The organism is Kribbella sandramycini, assembly GCF_013131805.1.
Classification (GTDB): domain Bacteria; phylum Actinomycetota; class Actinomycetes; order Propionibacteriales; family Kribbellaceae; genus Kribbella; species Kribbella sandramycini.
This window is the reverse complement of sequence record NZ_JABJRC010000001.1, coordinates 1,707,354-1,726,588: the sequence shown is the minus strand read 5'-3', so window position 1 is coordinate 1,726,588 and position 19,235 is coordinate 1,707,354. Positions and strand designations below refer to the sequence as shown.

The following is a 19,235-nucleotide window of genomic DNA, read 5'->3' as shown; positions in this document are numbered from 1 at the left end:
CGGCTGGGACGCGGGGGTGTCGCTGGAGTTGCTGTCGCCACCGCCACAGGCCGCCGTCGCGAGGACGAGGACCACGGCAGACGCGGCGAGGCCGGCGCGAACGAACTTCTTGGACATGACGATCTCTTTCCTGAGGGAGAAGTCCGTGAGCGGGGGTCGCTCACACCAAGCACTTCGGCGCCCTCCGGAACCCGGATAGGTGCTCCGCGAAAAAAGATTCAGCCGCGGGTGATCCGCACCGCGCCGTCGCCGGTCCGGACGTCCCAGCCGTCCGGATGTTTGGCCAGCACCGTGCCCGGAGCCGCAGTGCCCGGCAGAGCCAGCGCCGTGGCGCCGCTGACGAGTACCTGCTCGCCCTGGACGGTCGCCGTCGCCCGCGGAGCGATCAGGTTCAGCGCAGCTACCTTGCGGACGATCGTTGCCGTCGGCTCCGTCAGGTCGAGCTCGGCCTCGGCCGCGGTGAAGACTCCGGCGTACGACGCGCCGTCGTCCGGCTGAATCAGCCCGGGCTCGCCCGCGAACACCTTCGCTCCGGCCTCGTCGAGTGCGTCGGAGAGCAAGTCGACCCAGCTCTGGAACAGCGTCGCCGCACTGAGCTCGGTCGGCAGAGGCGCCTGCCGACGCGACATCACCGCCCCGGTGTCGAACTCGGCGTCCGTCCGGTGCACTGTCACATCAACAGTGTCGGAGCCCTCATAAATCACCCGTGCCGGGTTGGGCCCGCGCCCCTCCGGTAGCCGCGACGGGTGCAGGTTCAACGCGCCGTACGTCGGGATTCGCAGCACCTCGGCCGGCAGCAAGCGCGGAAACGCCGCAGAGACCACCAGGTCGGGTTGGAGTGCTTCGACCGTCGCTGCGGCCGTGGTCCGGAGCTTTCCGGTCGTCAGCACGCTCACCTCATCCGCCAGCGCTTCGACGAACGGTGTGCCGCCCGTGCCGTAGCGGCCGGGCTGCGGTGGCGTCGTCACGACCAGCACGACCTCATGCCCGTTGCGCGCGGCCCAGTCCCCGATGATCCGGTAGCTAGGCACATATGAGCTCATTGCGATGATCCGCACGTACTCCTCCAATCAGTGGGCAGCATCGTGGATGACGGTCTCTCGGACCGCCTGCACGGCACTGCGTAGGTCTGTGAGTGATACCGAGCCCAGAGCGAGCCGCAGCGCCTGTGGAACCACCGGAGTGGCCGCGAACGGCGTCGCTGTGGAGACTGCGATGCGTCGACGGGCCAGATCGGCAACCACCCGGTCCGGACGCGCGTCCTGCGGTAAGGGCAGCCACCGGAAGTACGACGTCGCGTGGCCGACCGACGGCAGGTCACGAAGCGCCTCCACGGTGACAGCGACCCGCTCCCGCGCATCTGCCCGTTTCTGCACCTCCAGGCGCTCGACAGTGCCGTCCGTGAGCCACCGGCAGGCAATGGCCGCGGTCAGCCCAGGTGTCTGCCACGTCGTAGCCCGGATGACCCGCTCGAACGGACCGACCAGCTCCTCAGGCGCAACGAGGTAGCCGATCCGCAGCCCGGTCGCGACACTCTTCGACAGCCCCGACACGTAGACGGTGCGCTCCGGCGCCAGCATCGCCAGCGGTGGCGGTGCATCCTCGACGAGGTAGGCGTACGACGCGTCCTCGATGATCAGCAGCTCGTGGAGCCGCGCCAGCGCGACCAGCCGATCCCGCTGCGCCCGGTCGAGCACCCAGCCGAGCGGATTGTGCAGTGTGGGCATCACATAGACGGCCCGCACCGGACGCCGCCGGCACAACTGCTCAAGTGCGTCGAGATCAGGCCCGGTCGCTGTCAACGGGATGGGCGCGAGCTCCAGCCCGAGTGTGCGGGCGAGGACGACGAAGCCCGGGTAGGTGATCGCGTCGACCGCAATCACGTCGCCGGCCTGGAACAACGCCATCGCGGCCACCGACAGCCCTTGCTGGGCGCCGTTCACGATCAGCACCCGCTCCCGCCCGACCTGTACTCCCTGGCCGCGCAGGTGCCGCGCCACGGCCTCCCGGTCCTGCGACCGCCCCCGGTGCGGTTGGTACCGCAGCAACGCGTCCAGATCGCCCGAAGCCGCAACCTCGCGCAGAGCCTGCCGCAGCAGCTCTGCCTGGCCCGGTACCGACGGCGAGTTGAAGCTCAGGTCGATCGCGTCCACCGCGACCGAGCCCTGGTCGAACTCCGCGCTCGCGACCGCGAGATCCCGGACGAACGTGCCCCGGCCCTGCTCCCGGCTGACCAGGCCCATCGCCGCCAGTTCGGCGTACACGCGGGACGCCGTGACGATCGCGATCCCCTCCGCGGCGGCGAGCTGCCGGTGCGTGGGCAGCCGCGTCCCGGCCGGCCAGCGCCCGGCCCGCAGCTGCGCCGCGAGCGCGTCGACCAGCGGCTTGTACTTCGGCGTCCGCACCGGCCCAGTGTATGCAGGACAATTCCTGGATCGTCCTGGATCGACCGCTCTACGGTCACCGGTATGCAGCTAGCGATCCTGACCTTCGACGGTTACAACGAACTCGACTCGCTGATCGCCCTCGGCATCCTCAACCGGGTCAAGGGCTGGCAGGTGTCGATCGCCGGCCCGGCGCCGCGGGTGCGATCGATGAACGGCGTCGTGATCGACGCGACGATCGGCCTCGAGGAGGCCCGCGCGGCGGACGCCGTCCTGGTCGGCAGCGGGAGCAGGACCCGGGAGGTGGTCGAGGACCCGGCGATCATGGCGACGCTCGGGGCGCTCGATCCCGAGCGGCAGTTGATCGGCGCGCAATGCTCGGGCGCGCTGGTGCTGGCCAAGCTGGGCCTGCTCGACGGCGTTCCGGCCTGTACCGATCTGATCAGCAAGCCGTGGGTCGTGGCCGCCGGCGTCGACGTGGTCGACCAGCCGTTCTTTGCCCGCGGCAACCTTGCGACCGCGGGCGGCTGCCTGGCGTCGACGTACCTCGCGACCTGGGCGATCGCCAGGCTGCACGGGCTGGACGCCGCGACCGCCGCGATGCACTACGTCGCGCCGGTCGGCGAGAAGGACGAATACGTCACCAGGGCGCTGCGGAACGTGACGCCGTACCTGGCCCCCGCGCTGACCTGAGCGAGCCGGCCGAATCTGGTGCCATCGGATTTCCTATCGGATCTTGACGGACTTACTTAACCCGATCAAGATTCCAATATCCTATTCGATCTGCCGCCAGAAGGTCGTCGCTCATGACCAGATCAACCCGTTCCAAGGTGGTGCGAGGCCTGTTCGCCGGCCTCGCGCTCGCCGTCCTCATCCCGGCCGCGTCGTCCTCCGCGGCCCCGATCCCCGGACCGGGCGCCACGCCGGACGCCGCCGTCCAGCCCGGCGCGGTACCGCCCGCGCCGCCGGCCGTGACCACCGCGACCCCAGGCCCTGGTGGACCGGCGGGCCCGAAGGCCGCCAAGCCCTACATGGGCTGGAGCAGCTACAGCATGCAGGTGTACGCCGGGAACGGCAGCACCTGGATCAACGCCAAGCAGATCAAGGCGCAGTCCGACGCGATGAAGCAGAAGTTGCAGCCCTACGGCTACAACTACATCAACATCGACGCCGCCTGGAACGAGGGGATCGACGGCTACGGCCGCCCGACCCCGAGCGCGAAGAACTTCCCCGACGGCTTCCAGTCCGTCATCGACCACATCCACCGGAATGGTCAGAAGGTCGGGATCTATGCGATCCCCGGTATCGGGCAGCAGGTGATCGACGCCAACCTCCCGGTGTACGGCGCGCCTGAGTGCAAGACCGGTGACCTGCCGGTGCGGCCGCTGGTGAAGGCCGACTACTGGGGGATCGGCTACAAGATCGACTTCAGCAAGCCCTGTGCGCAGAAGTACATCGACTCGATCGCCGATCTGTTCGGCTCCTGGGGGATCGACTTCCTCAAGTTCGACAGCGTCACGCCGGGTTCGGGTGTCAGCAACCTGACGCTGGACGCGCGCGACGACGTGAAGGCCTGGTCGACCGCGCTGGCCAAGCACAAGATCTGGCTCGAGCTGTCCTGGGCGCTCGACATCAACTACGCCGACTACTGGAAGCAGTACGCGAACGGCTGGCGGATCGACTGGGATGTCGAGTGCTACTGCGAGGGCACCGCGCTGACGGCCTGGCCGAACATCAACCGGCTGTTCCCGAAACTCGCCGACTGGTGGCGGCACGCCGGGCCCGGCGGCTGGAACGACCTCGACTCGCTGAACGTGGGCAACGGCCAGATGGACGGCCTGACCAAGGACGAGCGCCGTACGGCGGCCACGCTGTGGGCGGTCTCCGCGGCCCCGATGTACATCGGTAACGACATGACGCGGCTCGACCAGTACGGCATCGACCTGCTGACCAACCGCGAGGTCATCGCGGTCAACCAGGCCGGCCGGCCCGCGCAGCCCGTCCCGACCAAGACGAACCGCCAGGTCTGGTACGCGCTGAACGCCGACAACACCTACACCGTGGCCCTGTTCAACCTCGGCCAGACCGACGCGAACATGACCGCGACCTTCGCCGACCTCGGCCTGGAGGGCTCGGCCACCGTCCGCGATCTGTGGGCGAAGAAGGAGCTCGGAAAGTTCACCGGCAGCTTCACCGCCAACGACGTCCCGATCCACGGCGCGCGGCTGTTCAAGGTGACGCCGCAGGCGGGTGCGAAGATCCGCGTCAACGACGACGACCTGCGGACGTCGTACTCCGGCGAGTGGAAGCGGAACGCGAACTTCGAGGTCCCGGCCGTCTCCGAGCCGCTGAACGTGACGGTCTCCGACTCCGCCCAGGCGGTCGCCGCGAACGCCGGCACCCGCACGATCGAGGTCAACAACGACAGCTCGCAGATCGTCTACACCGGCTCCTGGAGCCGCAGCAGCGGCCGCGGCCTCGGCGACTACCAGGACGACGTCCAGTACACCGAGGCGAATGGCGACTCGTTCTCCTACACCTTCGTCGGGAACGGCGTCGATTTCGTCACCGAGACCCACAACTCCCAAGGCGAGGTGGACATCTACATCGACGGCCAGCTCAAGCAGACCGTCAACACCTACCAGGCCGAAGGCCGCGGCGCCCAGCAGGTCGTCTACAGCATCTCCGACCTGCCGAACGGCACGCACACCATCCGCGGCGTGAAGAAGTCCGGCCAGTTCATGCTGGTGGACAAGCTGAACGTCCGCCAGGAAAGCCTGCTGAACCCGGACGCCGCCAACTTCAACAAGTCCCAGCCCGCCGACGTCAGCACCGTGATCGGCCGCGACCCCGGCGAACTCCTCGCCGTCTCCAAGGCCGGTCAGGACCTGGTCAAGGGCACGGACTACACCGTCAACGGCAGCACCGTCACGATCAAGGCGGCCTACCTCGCCAAGCAACCGGTCGGCGCGACCCCGCTCGACTTCCGCTTCCGCGGTGACCACCACGACGACATCCACGCCGCGACCGCGAACGGCGCGAGTACCAGCACCACCTTCAAGGGCACCACGGTCGAGTGGTCGACCGCGCTCGCTCCCGACCAGGGTGAGGCCGACGTCTACCTCGACGGCAAACTCGTCCGCCGAGTCAGCCTGCACAACCCCACCCGCGTCACCAACCGGGTCGCCTTCACCGCGACCAACCTGACGAACACCCAACACACGGTGAAGATCGTCAAGGTTTCCGGCGACGCCCTCCGCCACGACACCATCCGCTACACCACCAAGTAGTCCCACCCCTGAACGCCGGGGCAGCTCCTGCCCGAGCTGCCCCGGCCTCGTTCAGCGCAAGAGGTAGGCGCGAATGGTGCTGATGGCAACCGAGTTCCCATCCGGCGCATCGGCCGTAGCCCGGAGCGACACCGGCCCCGGCTTCGCCGGATGGGTCACCCCAGCCGACCACCCGGTCCGCGTCCGAGTCAGCGACGCCGGCTGCCAGCTCGCCCCGTCGTCGTACGAAACGTCAACCGACCGCACCGTAGCCGCCGGGCCGGTAGTGCCGAACTGGCGTGCGACCGTCACCGGAATGCTGAAGCGACGCCCCGCCGGCGCCGTGTTCTTGATGTCCACGGCCGGGTCGAAGCCGATGGTCAGCAGCGGCAACGCACCCTGGACCCGCGCCGACGTCGTCCAGTCCGCCGTAACCTTCGTACCCAGCCACGCTTTCGGCGCGTCCTGAATCACCTCTGACGTCAGCCGGAACTCCTTGGCCCCCGCCGGCACCTCGAACTCACCGCCACCTGGTTCGGGATTCTCGCCAACCTGCTTCCCATCCGCGAACACCCGCGTGACGCCGGTGTCGCCGAAGGTGTTGTAGCCGCGATGGCCGGCCGAGTCCGAGCGCAGCGGCAGTTGCGCGTACAGCATGCCGCCGGTGTGATGGACGAGCGGTTCCGGAGTGACGTGAGTGGACAACCAGTTCAGCGCCGGCGTCAGCGCTCCCTTGCCCCAGTTCTCCCGCTGCGGTCCGGCCGGGTAGGACCTGCGGTTGCGTAGTTCATGGTTGTGGTAGCGAGCGGAGTGCGACCAGGTGATCCCCGGTGAGAAGTAGCGAGTCTGCCGCGCGCCGATCGGAACCCGGAAGGAGAATTCTCGCGTCTTCCATGAGCCGAGGTCGGCGACGATATTGCCGTGTCCGGCAGTCTTGTCGTTGCCCATGGCATGGAAATGGCTGTCGACGACCGCCAGGTCGTGGTTGGCCGGGGCGCGGACGCCTGGCGGCAACGACCCACCCTGGTGCGGGAACACGAGGTTGTAGCTGTACGGCGAGGTCGGCCGGCCCTCCAGCGTCGCCGCATGTGCCGCGCTCAGCTTGCTGCCTTGCCGATCGATGCTGATCACGACCGGCAGACCCCGCTCCGGAGCCCAGAAGCTGAACACCTCGGTGAGGTGCAGGACGGCCGCCTTCGCTCCGTTGGCTGCCAACTGGCCGACGCGCTCGGCGTACTCTTCCGCCTCGGCTGCGTCCAGGGTGAAGAGCGCGAGTTTTCCGGTCAGGTCCTTCCCGGCGAGGTCCTCCGGGCGGGCGTGCCCGACGTCGACGACCTGGAGCTCGTGCACGCCTTCCAGTTGCAGCTCTCGCGTGAGCCACTGGACCGGCACCTCGGTGCGCTCCGGTGCGGTGATCGTCAACGTTGCGGCGGGCGGCGCCACCTGGGCCTGGTAGTAGGACCGCAGATGCGGCGCCTTCGACGCGACCGAGTACACCGTCGCGTTGTCGCCGATCGTCACGAACGTCTCGCTGTTGGGGCCCTGGATCTTGACGCCGAGCCGGTGGTCGGAGACCTTGGCGTCGCGGCGCTCGACCTTGACATCGACCAGACCGCCCGGGCGGGCGTCGAAGTCGAGACTCCGCGGCCCGCTGATCGTGAACTCGGGCAGGGTGACGCTGGTGACCGTGGGCCGCGCCTGCCCGGGGACTGCCGTGTAGACCGCGGACGTCGCCGCGTAGCGACCGGGCGGCAGTTGAAGGGTGTCACCGACCAATCCGGTGTACCACTCGAGGTCGTTGTCGAGATCACTGATGTACACAGTGCTCTGCCACATGACCGGCCGGCCGTCGCGACCGATCATCTTGAAGGTGACCGGGTGTGTCACCGCCGTGCGGGATCTGGTGGTGGGTTGGGCGGCGGCGGCCTGGCGGAGGGCGGCTGGGTTGTCGAGGGACGGGAGGCGGCGGCCGGAATCGTCGTCGTAGCCCTGGCGGGCGAGTTGGGTGATGTTGAAGAGGCGGCGGTCGACGCGGCCGGACGAGACCAGGCCGATCGCGTCGGCCGGAATGACGGTGGTGCCATCCGGGCCTTCGTGACGGACGGCGTCCTTGTCGGACAGGAGTGACGCGCGCCCGTCCGGCTCGACCCGGACGCGGTCGCCGCTGACCAGCGTGATCGTCCGGGCCTGGCCGGGATCGGGAGGCGGCGGTTTCTGGGCGGACGCGGTCAAACTCGCGCCCGCCGTGAGCATCGCGGTCGCCACGGCGACCGCTCCTACTAGCTTTGATCGCAGACTACTGTGCATAGCGGAATAGTCTGCAGAGCGGCCTGCGGCCCCCGAATCCTTTCGATCCGGATCGAAGGAACCTTCGACCAGGATCGAAAGGCTCCTGGTGTCAGCGGAGGAGGTAGGCGCGGATGACGGTGATCGTCACCGCGTTGCCGGCGGCGTCGTCGGCGGTGGCTCGGAGGGAGACCGGCGTGGGTTTCGCTGGGTGCGTGACGGTGGCGCCGCGCGCGGTCAGCGTGGCCGGGTGCCAGGTGGCGCCATCGTCGTACGAGACGTCGACCGACCGGAGCTTCGGCTTCGGGCCGGTGGTGCCGAGTTGGCGGGTGAGGTTGACGGGGAGGTGGAAGCGGCGGCCGGCCGGCGCGGTGTTCTTGAGATCGACGGCGGGGTCGAAGCCGATGGTCAGCAGCGGCAGGGCGCCGTCGCCCTTGGCTGGGGTGGTCCAGTCGGCGGTGACTTTGGTGGAGAGCCAGGTCTCCGGGGAGTGTCGCTCGACCTCCGCGGTCAGCCGGAGTTGCTTGGCGTCGGCCGGTACGGCGAAGTCGCCCGCTCCGGGGGTCGTGCTTTCGCCGACCTGCTTGCCGTCCGCGAACAGCCGGTTGACTCCGGTGTCGCCCCAGCTCGACTCGTCGTCGCCGACGAACCCGCGGTGGCCGTCCGAGTCGGAGCGCAAGGGGAGGTAGGCGCGCAGGATGCCGTCCTCGATCGTTGCCAGTGGGCGTGGATCCCAGTGCGTCAGCCCGTTGAGGGCCGGGGTCAGCGCTGCCTTGCCGTAGTCCTGCCGGGTGTATCCGCGCTGGAAGGTGCTGCTGTCCCGCAGTCCTTGATTTCCGTACCGGACGCCGTAGCTCCAGGAGATCGGCGCCGGTGACAGGTAGCGGATCTGCCGGGTTCCGATCGGGGCCCGGGAGGAGAAGTCGAACATCTCCAGTGATCCCAGCGACGGATAGCTGTTCGCCCAGCCGATGGGCTCATTGTTGCCTAGGGCATGGAAACCGGTGTCGACGGTGGCCAGTTCGCGATCGGCGGGGTGGTAGAGCCGGGCCGGCAAGGTGCCGCCGAGGTGCGGGAAGGCCAGGTCGTACTGGTACGGCGAGATCGGCCGGCCCTCGATGGTCGCGACGCGCGCCGTGGCGAGTTTCGAGCCCTCGGGTCCGATGGCCAGCACCACCGGCAGATCCTGATCGCCGGCCGTGATCTGGTGTACCTCGGTCAGGTACACCGCAGCCGCCTTCGCACCTGCGGCGGCCAATCTGCGGATGCGTTCGCCGTAGGTCCGGCCCTCGCCGGGCGACAGCGTGAAGACCGCGAGCTTGCCCTTCAGATCCAGGCCCTCGATGTCCTCGGCGCCGGCGTGCCCGGTGTTGACCACCGGCAGTGTGTGCCGGCCGGACAGCCGGGTGTCCTCCTCGACCCAGGTGACCGGCACCTTGACGCGGCTCGGCGCGGTGACGGTCAGAGCGGCTTCCGGGCGCGACGCCTCGACCCGGTAGTAGGAGTTCAGGTGCGGCGCTTCGGTCTCGACCGAGTAGAGGTCGGAGTTGTCGCCGGCTGTCATCCCGTATCGGCTGTTGCCGATCGGGAGTTCGAGCCCGATCCGCTGTTGGACGATCTGCGCATCCGGCCGATCGACGCGCAGGCCGACGGGCCGGCCCGGGCGGCTGTCGAAATGCAGTTCGCGCGGACCGGCCACGGTGAACTCGGGCTGGGCGATGCTGGTCATCGCGGGCCGGAACTGGCCTTTGATCGCTGAGTAGACGACGGCGATCGCGGCGTACCGGCCGGCGGGCAGGTCGATCGTCTCGCCGGCATCGGCGAAGTACCACGGGCCCGGGTTGTCGAGGTCGCCGATCACGGTCGAACTCGGACGGAGTACCGGGTTGTCGTCGCGGCCGGTCATCCGGATCGTCACCGGGTGCTCCGCCGCGCGCTTCGCCTTCGGCTCGGGTGGTTGCTCGGCGGCCGCAGCGCGCAGGGCGGCCGGGTTGTCGAGTGACGGCAGCCGGCGGCCCGTGGCGTCGTCGTACCCCTGGCGAGCGAGCGCGGTGACGTTGAAGAGCCGCCGGTCGACGCGCCCGGACTTCATCAGCCCGACAGCGTCGAGCGGGATCACCGTGGTGCCGCCGGGGCCGTCGTGGCGGATGAAGTCCTTCTTCGACAACAGCGAGATCTGCCCGGTCGCCTCGACGCGCACCCGGTCACCGCTGACGAGGGTGATCGTCCGGGTCCGGGCCGGCTCGGGCGCCGGTGGGCTCTCGGCGGCAGCGGTCAGGCCCCCGGCCAAGGTGAGTAGGGCGGTCGCGGCGGCGACCGGGATCGCTAGCTTCGTTCGCAGACTACTGTGCATTCCGGAATAGTATGCAGAGCGCAACACCGGGACTGATCCTTTCGACCAGGATCGAAAGGATCAGGCGCTGCCGGGGGTTCGGCCATGGACGCGGCGATGAAGGCCGAGTAGCCGACCAGGTGGGCGACCTCGGCGACCGGGTGCGTGTCGAGGAGGACGAGTGCGGCGCAGAGCCGGAGGTCGGTGCGCCAGGCGGTGAAGGATCGACGAAGACTGAGTCAACCGACTCCGTTTCCCCTTGCAGGTAACAGTTCTGACCCCATCGCCTGTCGACAATGGCGGCTCCGCCGGGCGAGCCGGCGGTGGGCGAGGGGAGCAGCACTCCATGACTTCACGCATCCTCCGAGTGGCGGCGACTGCTGGTGCGGCGGTCGCGCTGACTGCGGCGGGCGGGCTGACGGCGACGCCGGCGTCGGCCGCGTCGTGCTACGCCAGCGGCGGCAATCTGTACTGCGGTAACGACTACAACGCGGGGGTCTACAAGTTCGCCCGCTTCAGCAACCCGTCGACGGGCAACCCGGAAGGGCCGATCGACCGCCTGCACTCGACCCACAGCTACTTCAAGTGCTGGAAGAACGGCGTCCGGCACGGCGGCGGCAACACCGTCTGGTACTACACCTACGGCGACGTCAGCGGCGCCTGGGGCTACGTGCCCGCAAGCCAGGTCCACACCCCCACCGGCAGCGATCCCTTCCCCGGCGTCAACATCTGCTGATCACCGTCGCTAACGACATGACCTAGTCGGCGGTGCCCGCGGGGGAGGGTCGCGCGGGCGCCGCTTCGGCGCACTACCTCATGTCGTTAGCGACGCGAGCAGCTCGCGGGTGTAGTCGTGTTGTGGGTTGCCGAGGACCTCGGGTGCCGGGCCGTGCTCGACGATCCGGCCGTGGTGCATCACGGCGACCTGGGTCGCGACGTACCGGACGACGGCCAGGTTGTGCGAGATGAAGAGCATCGACAGGCCGAGCTGCGCCTGCAGATCGCGGATCAGGTTCAACACGGTGCCCTGGACGGAGACGTCGAGGGCCGAGGTGATCTCGTCGGCGATGATCACCTCGGGTTGGCCGGCGAGCGCTCGGGCCAGCGCCACCCGTTGCCGTTGCCCGCCGGACAGCTGCGCCGGGTACTGCATCGCTCGGCTCGGGTCGAGGTCGACGAGTTCGAGCAGGCGGCTGACCTCCGCCCGCCGATCCGCCCGGGACGCGCGCGGCATCGGCTCGGCGATCGACTGCCCGATCGTCATCCGCGGGTCGAGCGCCGAGTACGGATCCTGAAACACCAGCTGCACCGGACTGCGGAGTCCGACCGGCCGATCCCCGAGCAACACCTGGCCGGACGTCGGCGCGACCAGCCCGACCCCGGCCCGGGCCAACGTCGACTTCCCGGAGCCGGACTCGCCGACCAGCCCGACGATCTCGCCGTCCGGCACGGTCAAGCTGACGTTGTCGACGGCGATCCGGCTGCCGTAGCGAATGGTCACCTGATCGAAGCGCAGCATCAAGACTCCTGGAGTGCGAGCGAGGCCGGGGCCGGGTGCCAGCAAGCGATCCGCCGTCCATCGGCCGAGGCGATCAGCTCCGGCTGCTCCGCTGCGCAGTGTGCGTCGGCAAGCGCGCAGCGGGGCGCGAAGGAGCAACCGGCCGAGACGTCGTCAGGATCGGGCATCCGTCCGGGGATCACGGTGAGCGGCAGTTGCCGATCCGACTCCATCGTCGGTACGGCGGCCACCAGCGCCCGGGTGTATGGATGCCGAGCACCTCGGGCCAGCTCCGCCGCCGGCAGATCCTCGACCACGCGCCCGGCGTACATGACCAGCACCCGATCACAGACCGCGCTGACCACTGTGACGTCGTGGCTGATCAGCAGCAAAGCCACGTGATCGGCTGCGCGGATCTCGGCCAGCAGCTGCAGAATCTGTTGCTGCACAGTGACATCGAGCGCGGTCGTCGGCTCGTCGGCGATGATCAGCGCGGGCGTCCCCATCAGCCCCATGCCGATCATCGCGCGCTGCCGCATCCCACCGGAGAACTCGTGCGGGTACTGCCGGGCCCGTCGCTCCGGATCGTGGATTCGCACCGCCCGCAGCCGATCGATCACCCGCGCCCGGGCCGCCTGGCGGCTCAACCCGCCATGCTCCCGAGCACCCTCGGCCAGCTGGGATGCGATCCGTTGCGTCGGGTTGAATGCCGTCATCGGATCCTGGAAGACCATCGCCAACGACGTCCCCAACAGCTTGCGATGCGCCTGCGCCTGCAGATCCGCGCCCTGGAAGTGCAGCCGTTCAGCCCTTACCTGTAGGGGCTCCTCGACCAGCTGGGCAATCGCGAGCGCCGTCAGCGACTTACCGGACCCCGACTCACCGACCACCCCGACAGCCTCACCGGGCGCGATCTGCAGGCTCACCCCACGGACAGCCCGCGCTCCACTCGGCAGCGTCACCGTCAGCTCGCGCACCTCCAGCACCGCATCGGAAGGCGCGGATGAATCAGTACGCCGGGGGAGTCGCGGCAGCGCTCGGCCGAGCGGCGTCGTCAGCCCAACCGCCTTCGCCAGCGCCTCGCCGAACAGGTTGAACGCCAGCCCCGCGATCACGACCGCAATGCCCGGCGCCAACGCGGCCGCCGGTGTCACGTAGATCCCGGCCAGCCCGTCACCGAGCAGCCGCCCCCAGTCGTACTGCGGCGCTTGCACACCCAGCCCGAGGAACGACAACCCGGCGAAGGCGAGCAGCGCGCCGCCGGCGCTGATGGTCGCGTTCACGATCAGCGGTTCGGCGATATTCGGCAGCACATGCCGTAGCAGCACCCGAAACCGGCCGATACCCGCCGCCCGGGCCGCGGCCACGTAGTCGCGCTCGATCACCCCGGCCACCAGCGTCTGCGTCAATCGCGCGAACGCGGGCGCACCGGCCAACCCGATCGCCAGCACCGCGCCGCGGGCGCCCACCCCGAAGATCACCGCCAGGAACAACGCGAGCAACAGCCCGGGAAACGCCACGGTGATGTTGACGAAGGCAACGACGTACCGGCCGAGCCGGCTGCCGACCAGCGCCGGTAGGGCGCCGAGCGTCAGCCCGACGACGACCGCGATCAGCGTCGCCAGCAACGCCAGCTCGACCGAGAGCCGGGTGGCGACGAGGACGCGGAAGAACAGATCACGGCCCAGGTCGTCGGTGCCGGCCCAGTGCTCGGCCGACATCCCTTGCCGGATCGCGTCCGTGTCGACCCGATCGGCCTGCGCCGACCACAGGATCGGCGCGAGCACGGCCAGCGCGAGGACGCCGACCAGCAACAAGGCGGCGCAGGCGCCCACCGGCGTCCGCAGTACCGATCGCCAACGAGACATCAGCTCTCCCTGATCGTCGACCGCGGGTCGAGCAGCGCGAGTGCGATGTCGACGGCGAGATTCACCAGCAGGACGCCGACGCCGTACACGAGCACGATCGCCTGCACCACCGGGTAGTCGCGGGCCAGGATCGAGCTGATCATCGTCGTCCCCAGGCCCGGCCAGGCGAACACGTTCTCGACCAGGACCGTCCCGGCGACCAGCACGCTCAACAGCAGCCCGCCGAGCGTCAGCGTCGCCGTCAGCGTGTTCGGCAGCGCGTGCTTGAGATAGACGGTCACGGCCCGCAGCCGCTTCGCGCGCGCCGTCCGCACATAGTCGGCCTGCAGCACGCTCTGCAGCTGAACGCGGACGATCCGGCTGAGCACCGCCGCCGGTCCGATCGCGAGCGCCAGCACCGGCAGCACGTACGACGACGCCCCGGATCGCCCCGCGACCGGCAGCCAACCCAGGCTGACGCCGAACACGTATACCAGCCCAACAGCCAACAGAAACTCCGGAACCGCCGCCAGCACGACGCTCGTCGCCGTGAACGACAACTCCGCCCGCCGGGCTCGTCCACCCCGCGTCAGCACCCCCATGAAGACCCCGACCGGGATGGCGATCGCCACTGCGACCAGAAACGCCAGCACGGCCAGCATTGCCGTCGTAGGCAGCCGCTGACTGATCACCTGCGACACCGGCAAGCTGGACGCCAGACCGGTGCCGAAGTCGCCAGTCAGCACACCCTGCAAGTAGTGCAGGTACTGCGACCACATCGGATCATCAAGCCCTAGCGCCGCCCGCTTGGCCGCCACCACCTCCGCAGTGGCGGTCGGCCCGAGCACGGCCCGGACGGGGTCGCCCGGAACCAGATGGATCATCAGAAAGGCCGCAGTGATCACCACCCAGACCGAAACCACCAACCGGCCCAGCCGGCGTGCGGCGAACCGCACCCAGGCGTTCTCCAGGACGCGCGGTGCGGTAACGGCCGTGGCCATCAGCCGGCCAGCATCCGGATACTCGTCGGCACCAGGCCGCCGATGTTCTCGAACCGCGCGCCCTTGCCGAAGGTCTGCAGGACGTCGTTCGCGAACGGAATGACGTCGACATCGGCGATCAGCTTGGTTTCGGCGGCCAGCCACTGGTCGCAGCTCCCCGCACCCGGCAGCTTGGCCGCGGCAGCGACCGCGGTGCGGTACGCCGCGTTGTCGACATGGGCGAAGTTCGTCCCGGCCGGCGGGACCGGCCCGGAGACGAACGGGACGAGCTGATCGGGTGAGCTGGTGTTCACGCCGACCCACGCGATGTCCCAGTCGCCGGTACCGAAGAGGGTGCCGTTGATCGCGGCGTTGTCCTGCGGTTTCGAGGTGACCTTGACGCCGAGCTCGGTCCAGGTCTTGGTGGCGAGTTCGGCCGCAGCCGAGATCCCGGTGCCGAGTGCGGTGTTGAACGACAGGGTGAGGGCGAGCGGCTTACCCGCCTTGGTGCGGACGCCGTCCGCCCCGGCGACCCAACCGGCCTGGTCCAGCAGCTGTTTCGCCTGCGCGAGATCGTGGGCGGGGAGAGCGGCGGTGACCGAGTTCCCCGGGCAGGCCAGCGGTACGACGGACGCGAGTGTGGTCGGCGGCGTACCGGCTCCGGAGGTCAGGACCTTGGCGAGCTGCGGCAGGTCGACGGCGTGGGTCAGCGCCTGACGGACGGCCTGGTCGGCGGCCGGACGGCCCGGCGCCTGGTTGAACCACATCTCGCCGACGAGCAGCGGCATCTTGGCCGCGAACAGGTTGGCGGCCTGCAGGCGCTTGGCATCCGGCCCGACCACCGTGGCGGCGTTCAGCTCGCCGGAGAGCAGCAGGTTCGCGGCGGTCGTCGCGTTCGGGACGATTCGGGCGACGACCTTCTGCGGCAGGCCTTCGAGGTCGGTGCCCAGCCCGCCCGGGCCCCAGGTGTAGCCGTCGCGTTTGGTGAACGTGTACCGATCGTTGGCCGCGACCGTGGTCAGCAAGTAGGGGCCGGTGCCGGCCATCCCGTGCGCCAGTGTCTTACGGTCGTGCAGCCCCTTGCCGCAGACCATCGCGAGCCGTGCGAGTCCGTGCAGGACGAAGGAGCCGAGCTGTGGCGCCTGCAGCGTGACCGTGCCGGCGGCGTCGTCCGCGGTGGCCTTCGTCCCGGCCGGCAGGTAGACGCCGAGCAACGGGCTCTTGTTCTTCGGGTCGGCGACCCAGGCGAGGTTCTCGACCGCGGTCGCGGCGGTGAACTGGGTGCCGTCGGAGCAGGTGACGCCATTCTTCAGCGTCAGCTTCAGCTGGTTGCCGTCGATCTCCCAGGCGGTCGCGAGCCCGGGCAGAATCTTGCCCTGGGCATCGACATGGACGAGCGGGTCGTAGCCGAACCGGCCGAGCAGCTGGACCCAGCTGTTCGCCCCGGCCTGCGGATCCAGGTTGCCCGGATCCGAGTCGATGTTGAAGCTGAAGGTGGCGCCGTCGACCAGGGCCTGGTCCTCGGCTGCCGGGCTCGCGCCGCCGCAGGCTGCGGTCAGCAACGCCAGCACGCAGACCGCGCTGGTCGCACCGATTCTTCTCATGGTTGGTCTCCCCTTGCGGGACTGGCTGGCGGTCACTGACTCCAGCAGGGTGGGTGGACGTCGTCCCACAGGGCGGCACCCTCGAGCTGTGCGGCGAGCGCGAGCAGCTCCAGGTCGTGGCGAGGACGGCCGACGAGCTGGACGCCGTACGGCAGCCCGTCGGGATCGAGATGGGAGGGCAGGGCAACCGCTGGTTGCCCGGTCAGGTTGGCCCAGGGGGTGTGGACCGACCATTCGAGCATCCGGTCGATGACGGCCTCGATGCCGTCGGCCTCGAAGTGGCCGATCGGTACCGGCGGGGCGCTCGTGACCGGAGTGAGTGCGATATCGACGTCCGCGAACGCCGAAAGGAACGCGCCGGCGAAGCGGACCATGCTGCTCTGCGCGGTCAGGACGTCGGCGCCGGACAGCCCCGCGCCGACGCCGTTCAGGAACTGCGTGTACGGCGTGAGCAGGTGCGCCCGATCGGCGGGGACGATCGTCTCGACGACCAGGTTGACCAGATAGCCGAAGTGCGTACGCATCGCGGACCGGACCGAATCGTCCCAGCGGGCTGGGATCTGGACCTCGCGGACCTCATGTCCCAGCTCCTGCAGGAGCAGAGCCGTCCGTTCGACGGCTCGGACCGTCTCCGGATGCTGCGTGATGCCGTCGAGGCCGGTCTCGGTCCAGACCGCGATCTTGAGCGGGCGGGGCGGGCGCTTGATGGCCTCGATGAACTGACGATCGGGCCGCCAGCCGTGCAGATCGCCCGGCCAGGGCTGGGCCATCACGTCGAGGAGCAGGGCCGCATCCTCGACCGTGCGGGCGATCGGGCCCTCGATGGAGGTGGGGAAGAACGAGCCGGCCGGTACCGCGGGGGTGATCAGGCCCAGACTGGGCTTCACGCCGACCAGGTGACAAGTTGCGGCCGGCGTCCGGATCGAGCCCGCGCCGTCGCTGGCATGGGCCACCGGCAACAACCCGGCCGCGACCGCGGTCGCCGCGCCGCCACTCGACCCACTCGCGTACCGCGTCACGTCGTACGGCGTGACCGAAGGTTGAGCCGTGACGTCGTTCGGGGTGTAGCAGGTCGAGCCGAACTCGGGGGTGTTGGTCTTCCCGACCAGCACCGCGCCCGCCCGCCGCAACAGCCCGGTGGCCCAGCCGTCGGTCTCCGGGACCGTGTCGGCCAGCGCCGCTGACCCGAACGTCGTCCGGACGCCGGCGGTCGGAAACAGATCCTTGATACCCAGCGGCAACCCGCGCAACGCGCCGTCACCCCAGGACTCGTCGATGGCGGCCGCCTCGGCCATCGCCAGATCCGCCGAAACACTCACGAACGCGCCGAGACCCTCGTCGTACTTGGCGATCCGCTCCAGGTAGTGCGCGGTCAGCTCCCGCGCGCTGAAGTCGCGCGCCCGCAGCCCCGCGACCTGCGCCGCCGCCGACAGCTCGTGCAGTTCGTTGCCCACTACACCAACTCCATTTCGCTACACCATGCAGTTTAAGTAATGTAGAGCTGTCCCTTGGCCGAGCACAAGGGATCGCGAGAACTCAGCTCGCGGCGGTGAGGATCTCGCGGATCGCCGCGTGCGTCGCGGCCGGATTCTCCTGCGGGACAAGGTGTCCGGTGTCGGCCGCGATCTCGACGCGCCCGCGGGGGACGGCGGCCATCAGCTCGGCGGCGGCGTGGTTGAAGAGCGGGCGCCGCTGCTTCATGCCGCGGTCGACGCGGCCGGCTTGGAGGCAAATCGTCGGGACGTCGGGTGTTCCGGCGGCCTGGAGGCGGCGCATCGTCGTCAGGGCGGGGATCACCTGCTGGGCCTCGCGGCGAGCGGCGCGCATGGCGCGGACGCAGGCGTAGTCGCGGGTCATCAGCTCGCGATCGGTCATGCTGATCTCGGGGGACCAGTGGGGAATTGTCTGCTTGACGATCAGGTTCTTCCCGCCGAGGCGGGCGAGTAGTCCCATCACCGCGAACGACCTGGACAGCAGTTTGCTGTCACTCGCCGGCATCACCTCGACGATGGTCGCGTCGATGAAGACCAGACCCGCAACGCGCTCCGGGTGGCGCTCGGCGAACAGCCGGATGATCGGCCCGCCCCAGCTGTGCCCGACCAGGACGACGGGCGCGGTCTCGCCGAGCGCGTCGAGGAGCGCGGTCAGGTCGTCGGCGATGCGTTCGAGGGTGCGGTCGGCCGGGTCGACATCGCTGCCGCCGTACCCGGCGCGGTCGTAGGAGAGCGTTCGCGCTTGTGCGCTCAGCTCGCGCTGGGTGTGCGCCCAGCAGGCGGCCGGGGCGCTCATACCTGCCTCGAAGACGACGAGTGGGCCGTCGCCGCGGCCGGCGGTGATCGCGCGCAGCCGGCGGCCGCCGGGGAGGACGACGTACTGCTCGGTCAGCCCGGCGCCGGGGTGGAGGGACATGGCATCACCGTTTCGCTGAGGACCCCGCGGTCAGAACCTGATGGACGACGGCGGCGAGCGCGTCGAGGAACTCCGGCGTGAGCGACTGGCGGGCCGCGATCCGCCGGTGCATCAGCGGGCCTTCGATCAGATCGCCGACCAGCGCGCGATCGGTGGTGGCGGCGATCTCGCCGCGCTCGATGGCCCGGTCGAGCGCGTTACTGAGCGCCGTCCCGCGCCCCTCGCCCATCCGGCGGAAGGCGAGCTCGGCGTCCGGATCGCGTTGCAGGTCGGCGGACAGCGCGACCACGCCGTCGATCCAGGACGACGACCAGGACTCCGCGAAGGCCCCGAGAATCGCGCGCAGATCGGACAGCAGTGAGCCGGTGTCACGCGCGACGATCGGCGGCAGGTGTTCGGTCAGGGTGTCGACGGCCAGCTGCGCCTTGCTCGACCAGCGGCGGTAGACGTCGGTGCGGTGCGCGCCCGCGTGGTTGGCCACCTCGGCCAGCGTCAGCGCGTCGTACCCGCGCTCGGTGAGCAGCTCCCAGGCTGCTTGCAGCAACCGCTTCTCGAGTTCGGGGTTGCGGGGACGTCCGGCCACAGTGATACTCCATTACGCTACGCCGTGCAGTGAATTCACTCTA

At 69.4% G+C, this 19,235-nt stretch carries 14 protein-coding genes; 3 read left to right on the top strand and 11 right to left on the bottom strand.

The window, feature by feature from the left end; translation table 11 throughout:
* Positions 1 to 218: 218 nt before the first annotated feature.
* Together HPO96_RS07775 and HPO96_RS07770 are read right to left on the bottom strand one after the other, a co-directional pair.
* Positions 219 to 1,043: a methionyl-tRNA formyltransferase gene (locus tag HPO96_RS07775; protein ID WP_171672222.1), complete on the bottom strand. Its 825-nt coding sequence runs from the start codon at positions 1,041 to 1,043 to the stop codon at positions 219 to 221.
* 27 nt (positions 1,044 to 1,070) lie between these two features.
* Positions 1,071 to 2,405, bottom strand: coding sequence for an aminotransferase class I/II-fold pyridoxal phosphate-dependent enzyme (locus HPO96_RS07770; RefSeq protein ID WP_171672220.1), 1,335 nt, complete (start codon positions 2,403 to 2,405; stop codon positions 1,071 to 1,073).
* A 63-nt stretch (positions 2,406 to 2,468) separates the two neighbouring features.
* Here HPO96_RS07770 and HPO96_RS07765 point away from each other — a divergent pair, with 63 nt between their 5' ends.
* Positions 2,469 to 3,077, top strand: coding sequence for a DJ-1/PfpI family protein (locus tag HPO96_RS07765; RefSeq protein ID WP_171672218.1), 609 nt, complete (start codon positions 2,469 to 2,471; stop codon positions 3,075 to 3,077).
* 113 nt (positions 3,078 to 3,190) lie between these two features.
* On the top strand, positions 3,191 to 5,674 hold the full coding sequence (locus HPO96_RS07760) for a X2-like carbohydrate binding domain-containing protein (protein ID WP_238354713.1): 2,484 nt from the start codon (positions 3,191 to 3,193) through the stop codon (positions 5,672 to 5,674).
* 51 nt (positions 5,675 to 5,725) lie between these two features.
* On the opposite strand, the gene HPO96_RS07755 is transcribed toward HPO96_RS07760, so the two are convergent.
* Positions 5,726 to 7,918 (bottom strand): hypothetical protein, encoded by a 2,193-nt coding sequence (locus HPO96_RS07755; protein WP_171672217.1) that lies wholly within the window; start codon positions 7,916 to 7,918, stop codon positions 5,726 to 5,728.
* Between the two features lie 133 nt (positions 7,919 to 8,051).
* A complete protein-coding gene (locus HPO96_RS07750) occupies positions 8,052 to 10,292 on the bottom strand; it encodes an SPRY domain-containing protein (protein ID WP_171672215.1) in 2,241 nt (746 codons plus the stop codon).
* A 325-nt stretch (positions 10,293 to 10,617) separates the two neighbouring features.
* On the opposite strand from HPO96_RS07750, the gene HPO96_RS07745 reads away from it, so the two are divergent.
* Entirely contained in the window at positions 10,618 to 11,007 is a 390-nt protein-coding gene (locus HPO96_RS07745) for a hypothetical protein (RefSeq protein WP_171672213.1), read from the top strand.
* A gap of 78 nt (positions 11,008 to 11,085) precedes the next feature.
* Here the strand turns inward: HPO96_RS07745 and HPO96_RS07740 are convergent, their stop codons facing one another.
* From HPO96_RS07740 to HPO96_RS07710, 7 genes are all read right to left on the bottom strand, one after another.
* Positions 11,086 to 11,790, bottom strand: a complete 705-nt coding sequence (locus HPO96_RS07740; protein ID WP_171672212.1) for an ABC transporter ATP-binding protein — start codon at positions 11,788 to 11,790, stop codon at positions 11,086 to 11,088.
* On the bottom strand, positions 11,790 to 13,637 hold the full coding sequence (locus HPO96_RS07735) for a dipeptide/oligopeptide/nickel ABC transporter permease/ATP-binding protein (protein WP_171672210.1): 1,848 nt from the start codon (positions 13,635 to 13,637) through the stop codon (positions 11,790 to 11,792). Before HPO96_RS07735 ends, HPO96_RS07740 begins: the two co-directional genes overlap by 1 nt.
* Positions 13,637 to 14,617 carry an ABC transporter permease gene (locus tag HPO96_RS07730; protein WP_171672208.1) on the bottom strand — a complete coding sequence of 327 codons (981 nt, stop codon included), beginning with the start codon at positions 14,615 to 14,617 and terminating at the stop codon, positions 13,637 to 13,639. Before HPO96_RS07730 ends, HPO96_RS07735 begins: the two co-directional genes overlap by 1 nt.
* Positions 14,617 to 16,200 carry an ABC transporter substrate-binding protein gene (locus HPO96_RS07725; RefSeq protein ID WP_171672207.1) on the bottom strand — a complete coding sequence of 528 codons (1,584 nt, stop codon included), beginning with the start codon at positions 16,198 to 16,200 and terminating at the stop codon, positions 14,617 to 14,619. The genes HPO96_RS07730 and HPO96_RS07725 overlap by 1 nt, the downstream gene beginning before the upstream one ends.
* Positions 16,201 to 16,232: 32 nt before the next feature.
* On the bottom strand, positions 16,233 to 17,654 hold the full coding sequence (locus HPO96_RS07720) for an amidase family protein (RefSeq protein WP_171672205.1): 1,422 nt from the start codon (positions 17,652 to 17,654) through the stop codon (positions 16,233 to 16,235).
* An 82-nt stretch (positions 17,655 to 17,736) separates the two neighbouring features.
* Positions 17,737 to 18,609 (bottom strand): alpha/beta fold hydrolase, encoded by an 873-nt coding sequence (locus HPO96_RS07715; RefSeq protein ID WP_171672203.1) that lies wholly within the window; start codon positions 18,607 to 18,609, stop codon positions 17,737 to 17,739.
* Between the two features lie 4 nt (positions 18,610 to 18,613).
* A complete protein-coding gene (locus tag HPO96_RS07710; RefSeq protein WP_171672202.1) occupies positions 18,614 to 19,192 on the bottom strand; it encodes a TetR/AcrR family transcriptional regulator C-terminal ligand-binding domain-containing protein in 579 nt (192 codons plus the stop codon).
* Positions 19,193 to 19,235: the final 43 nt, after the last annotated feature.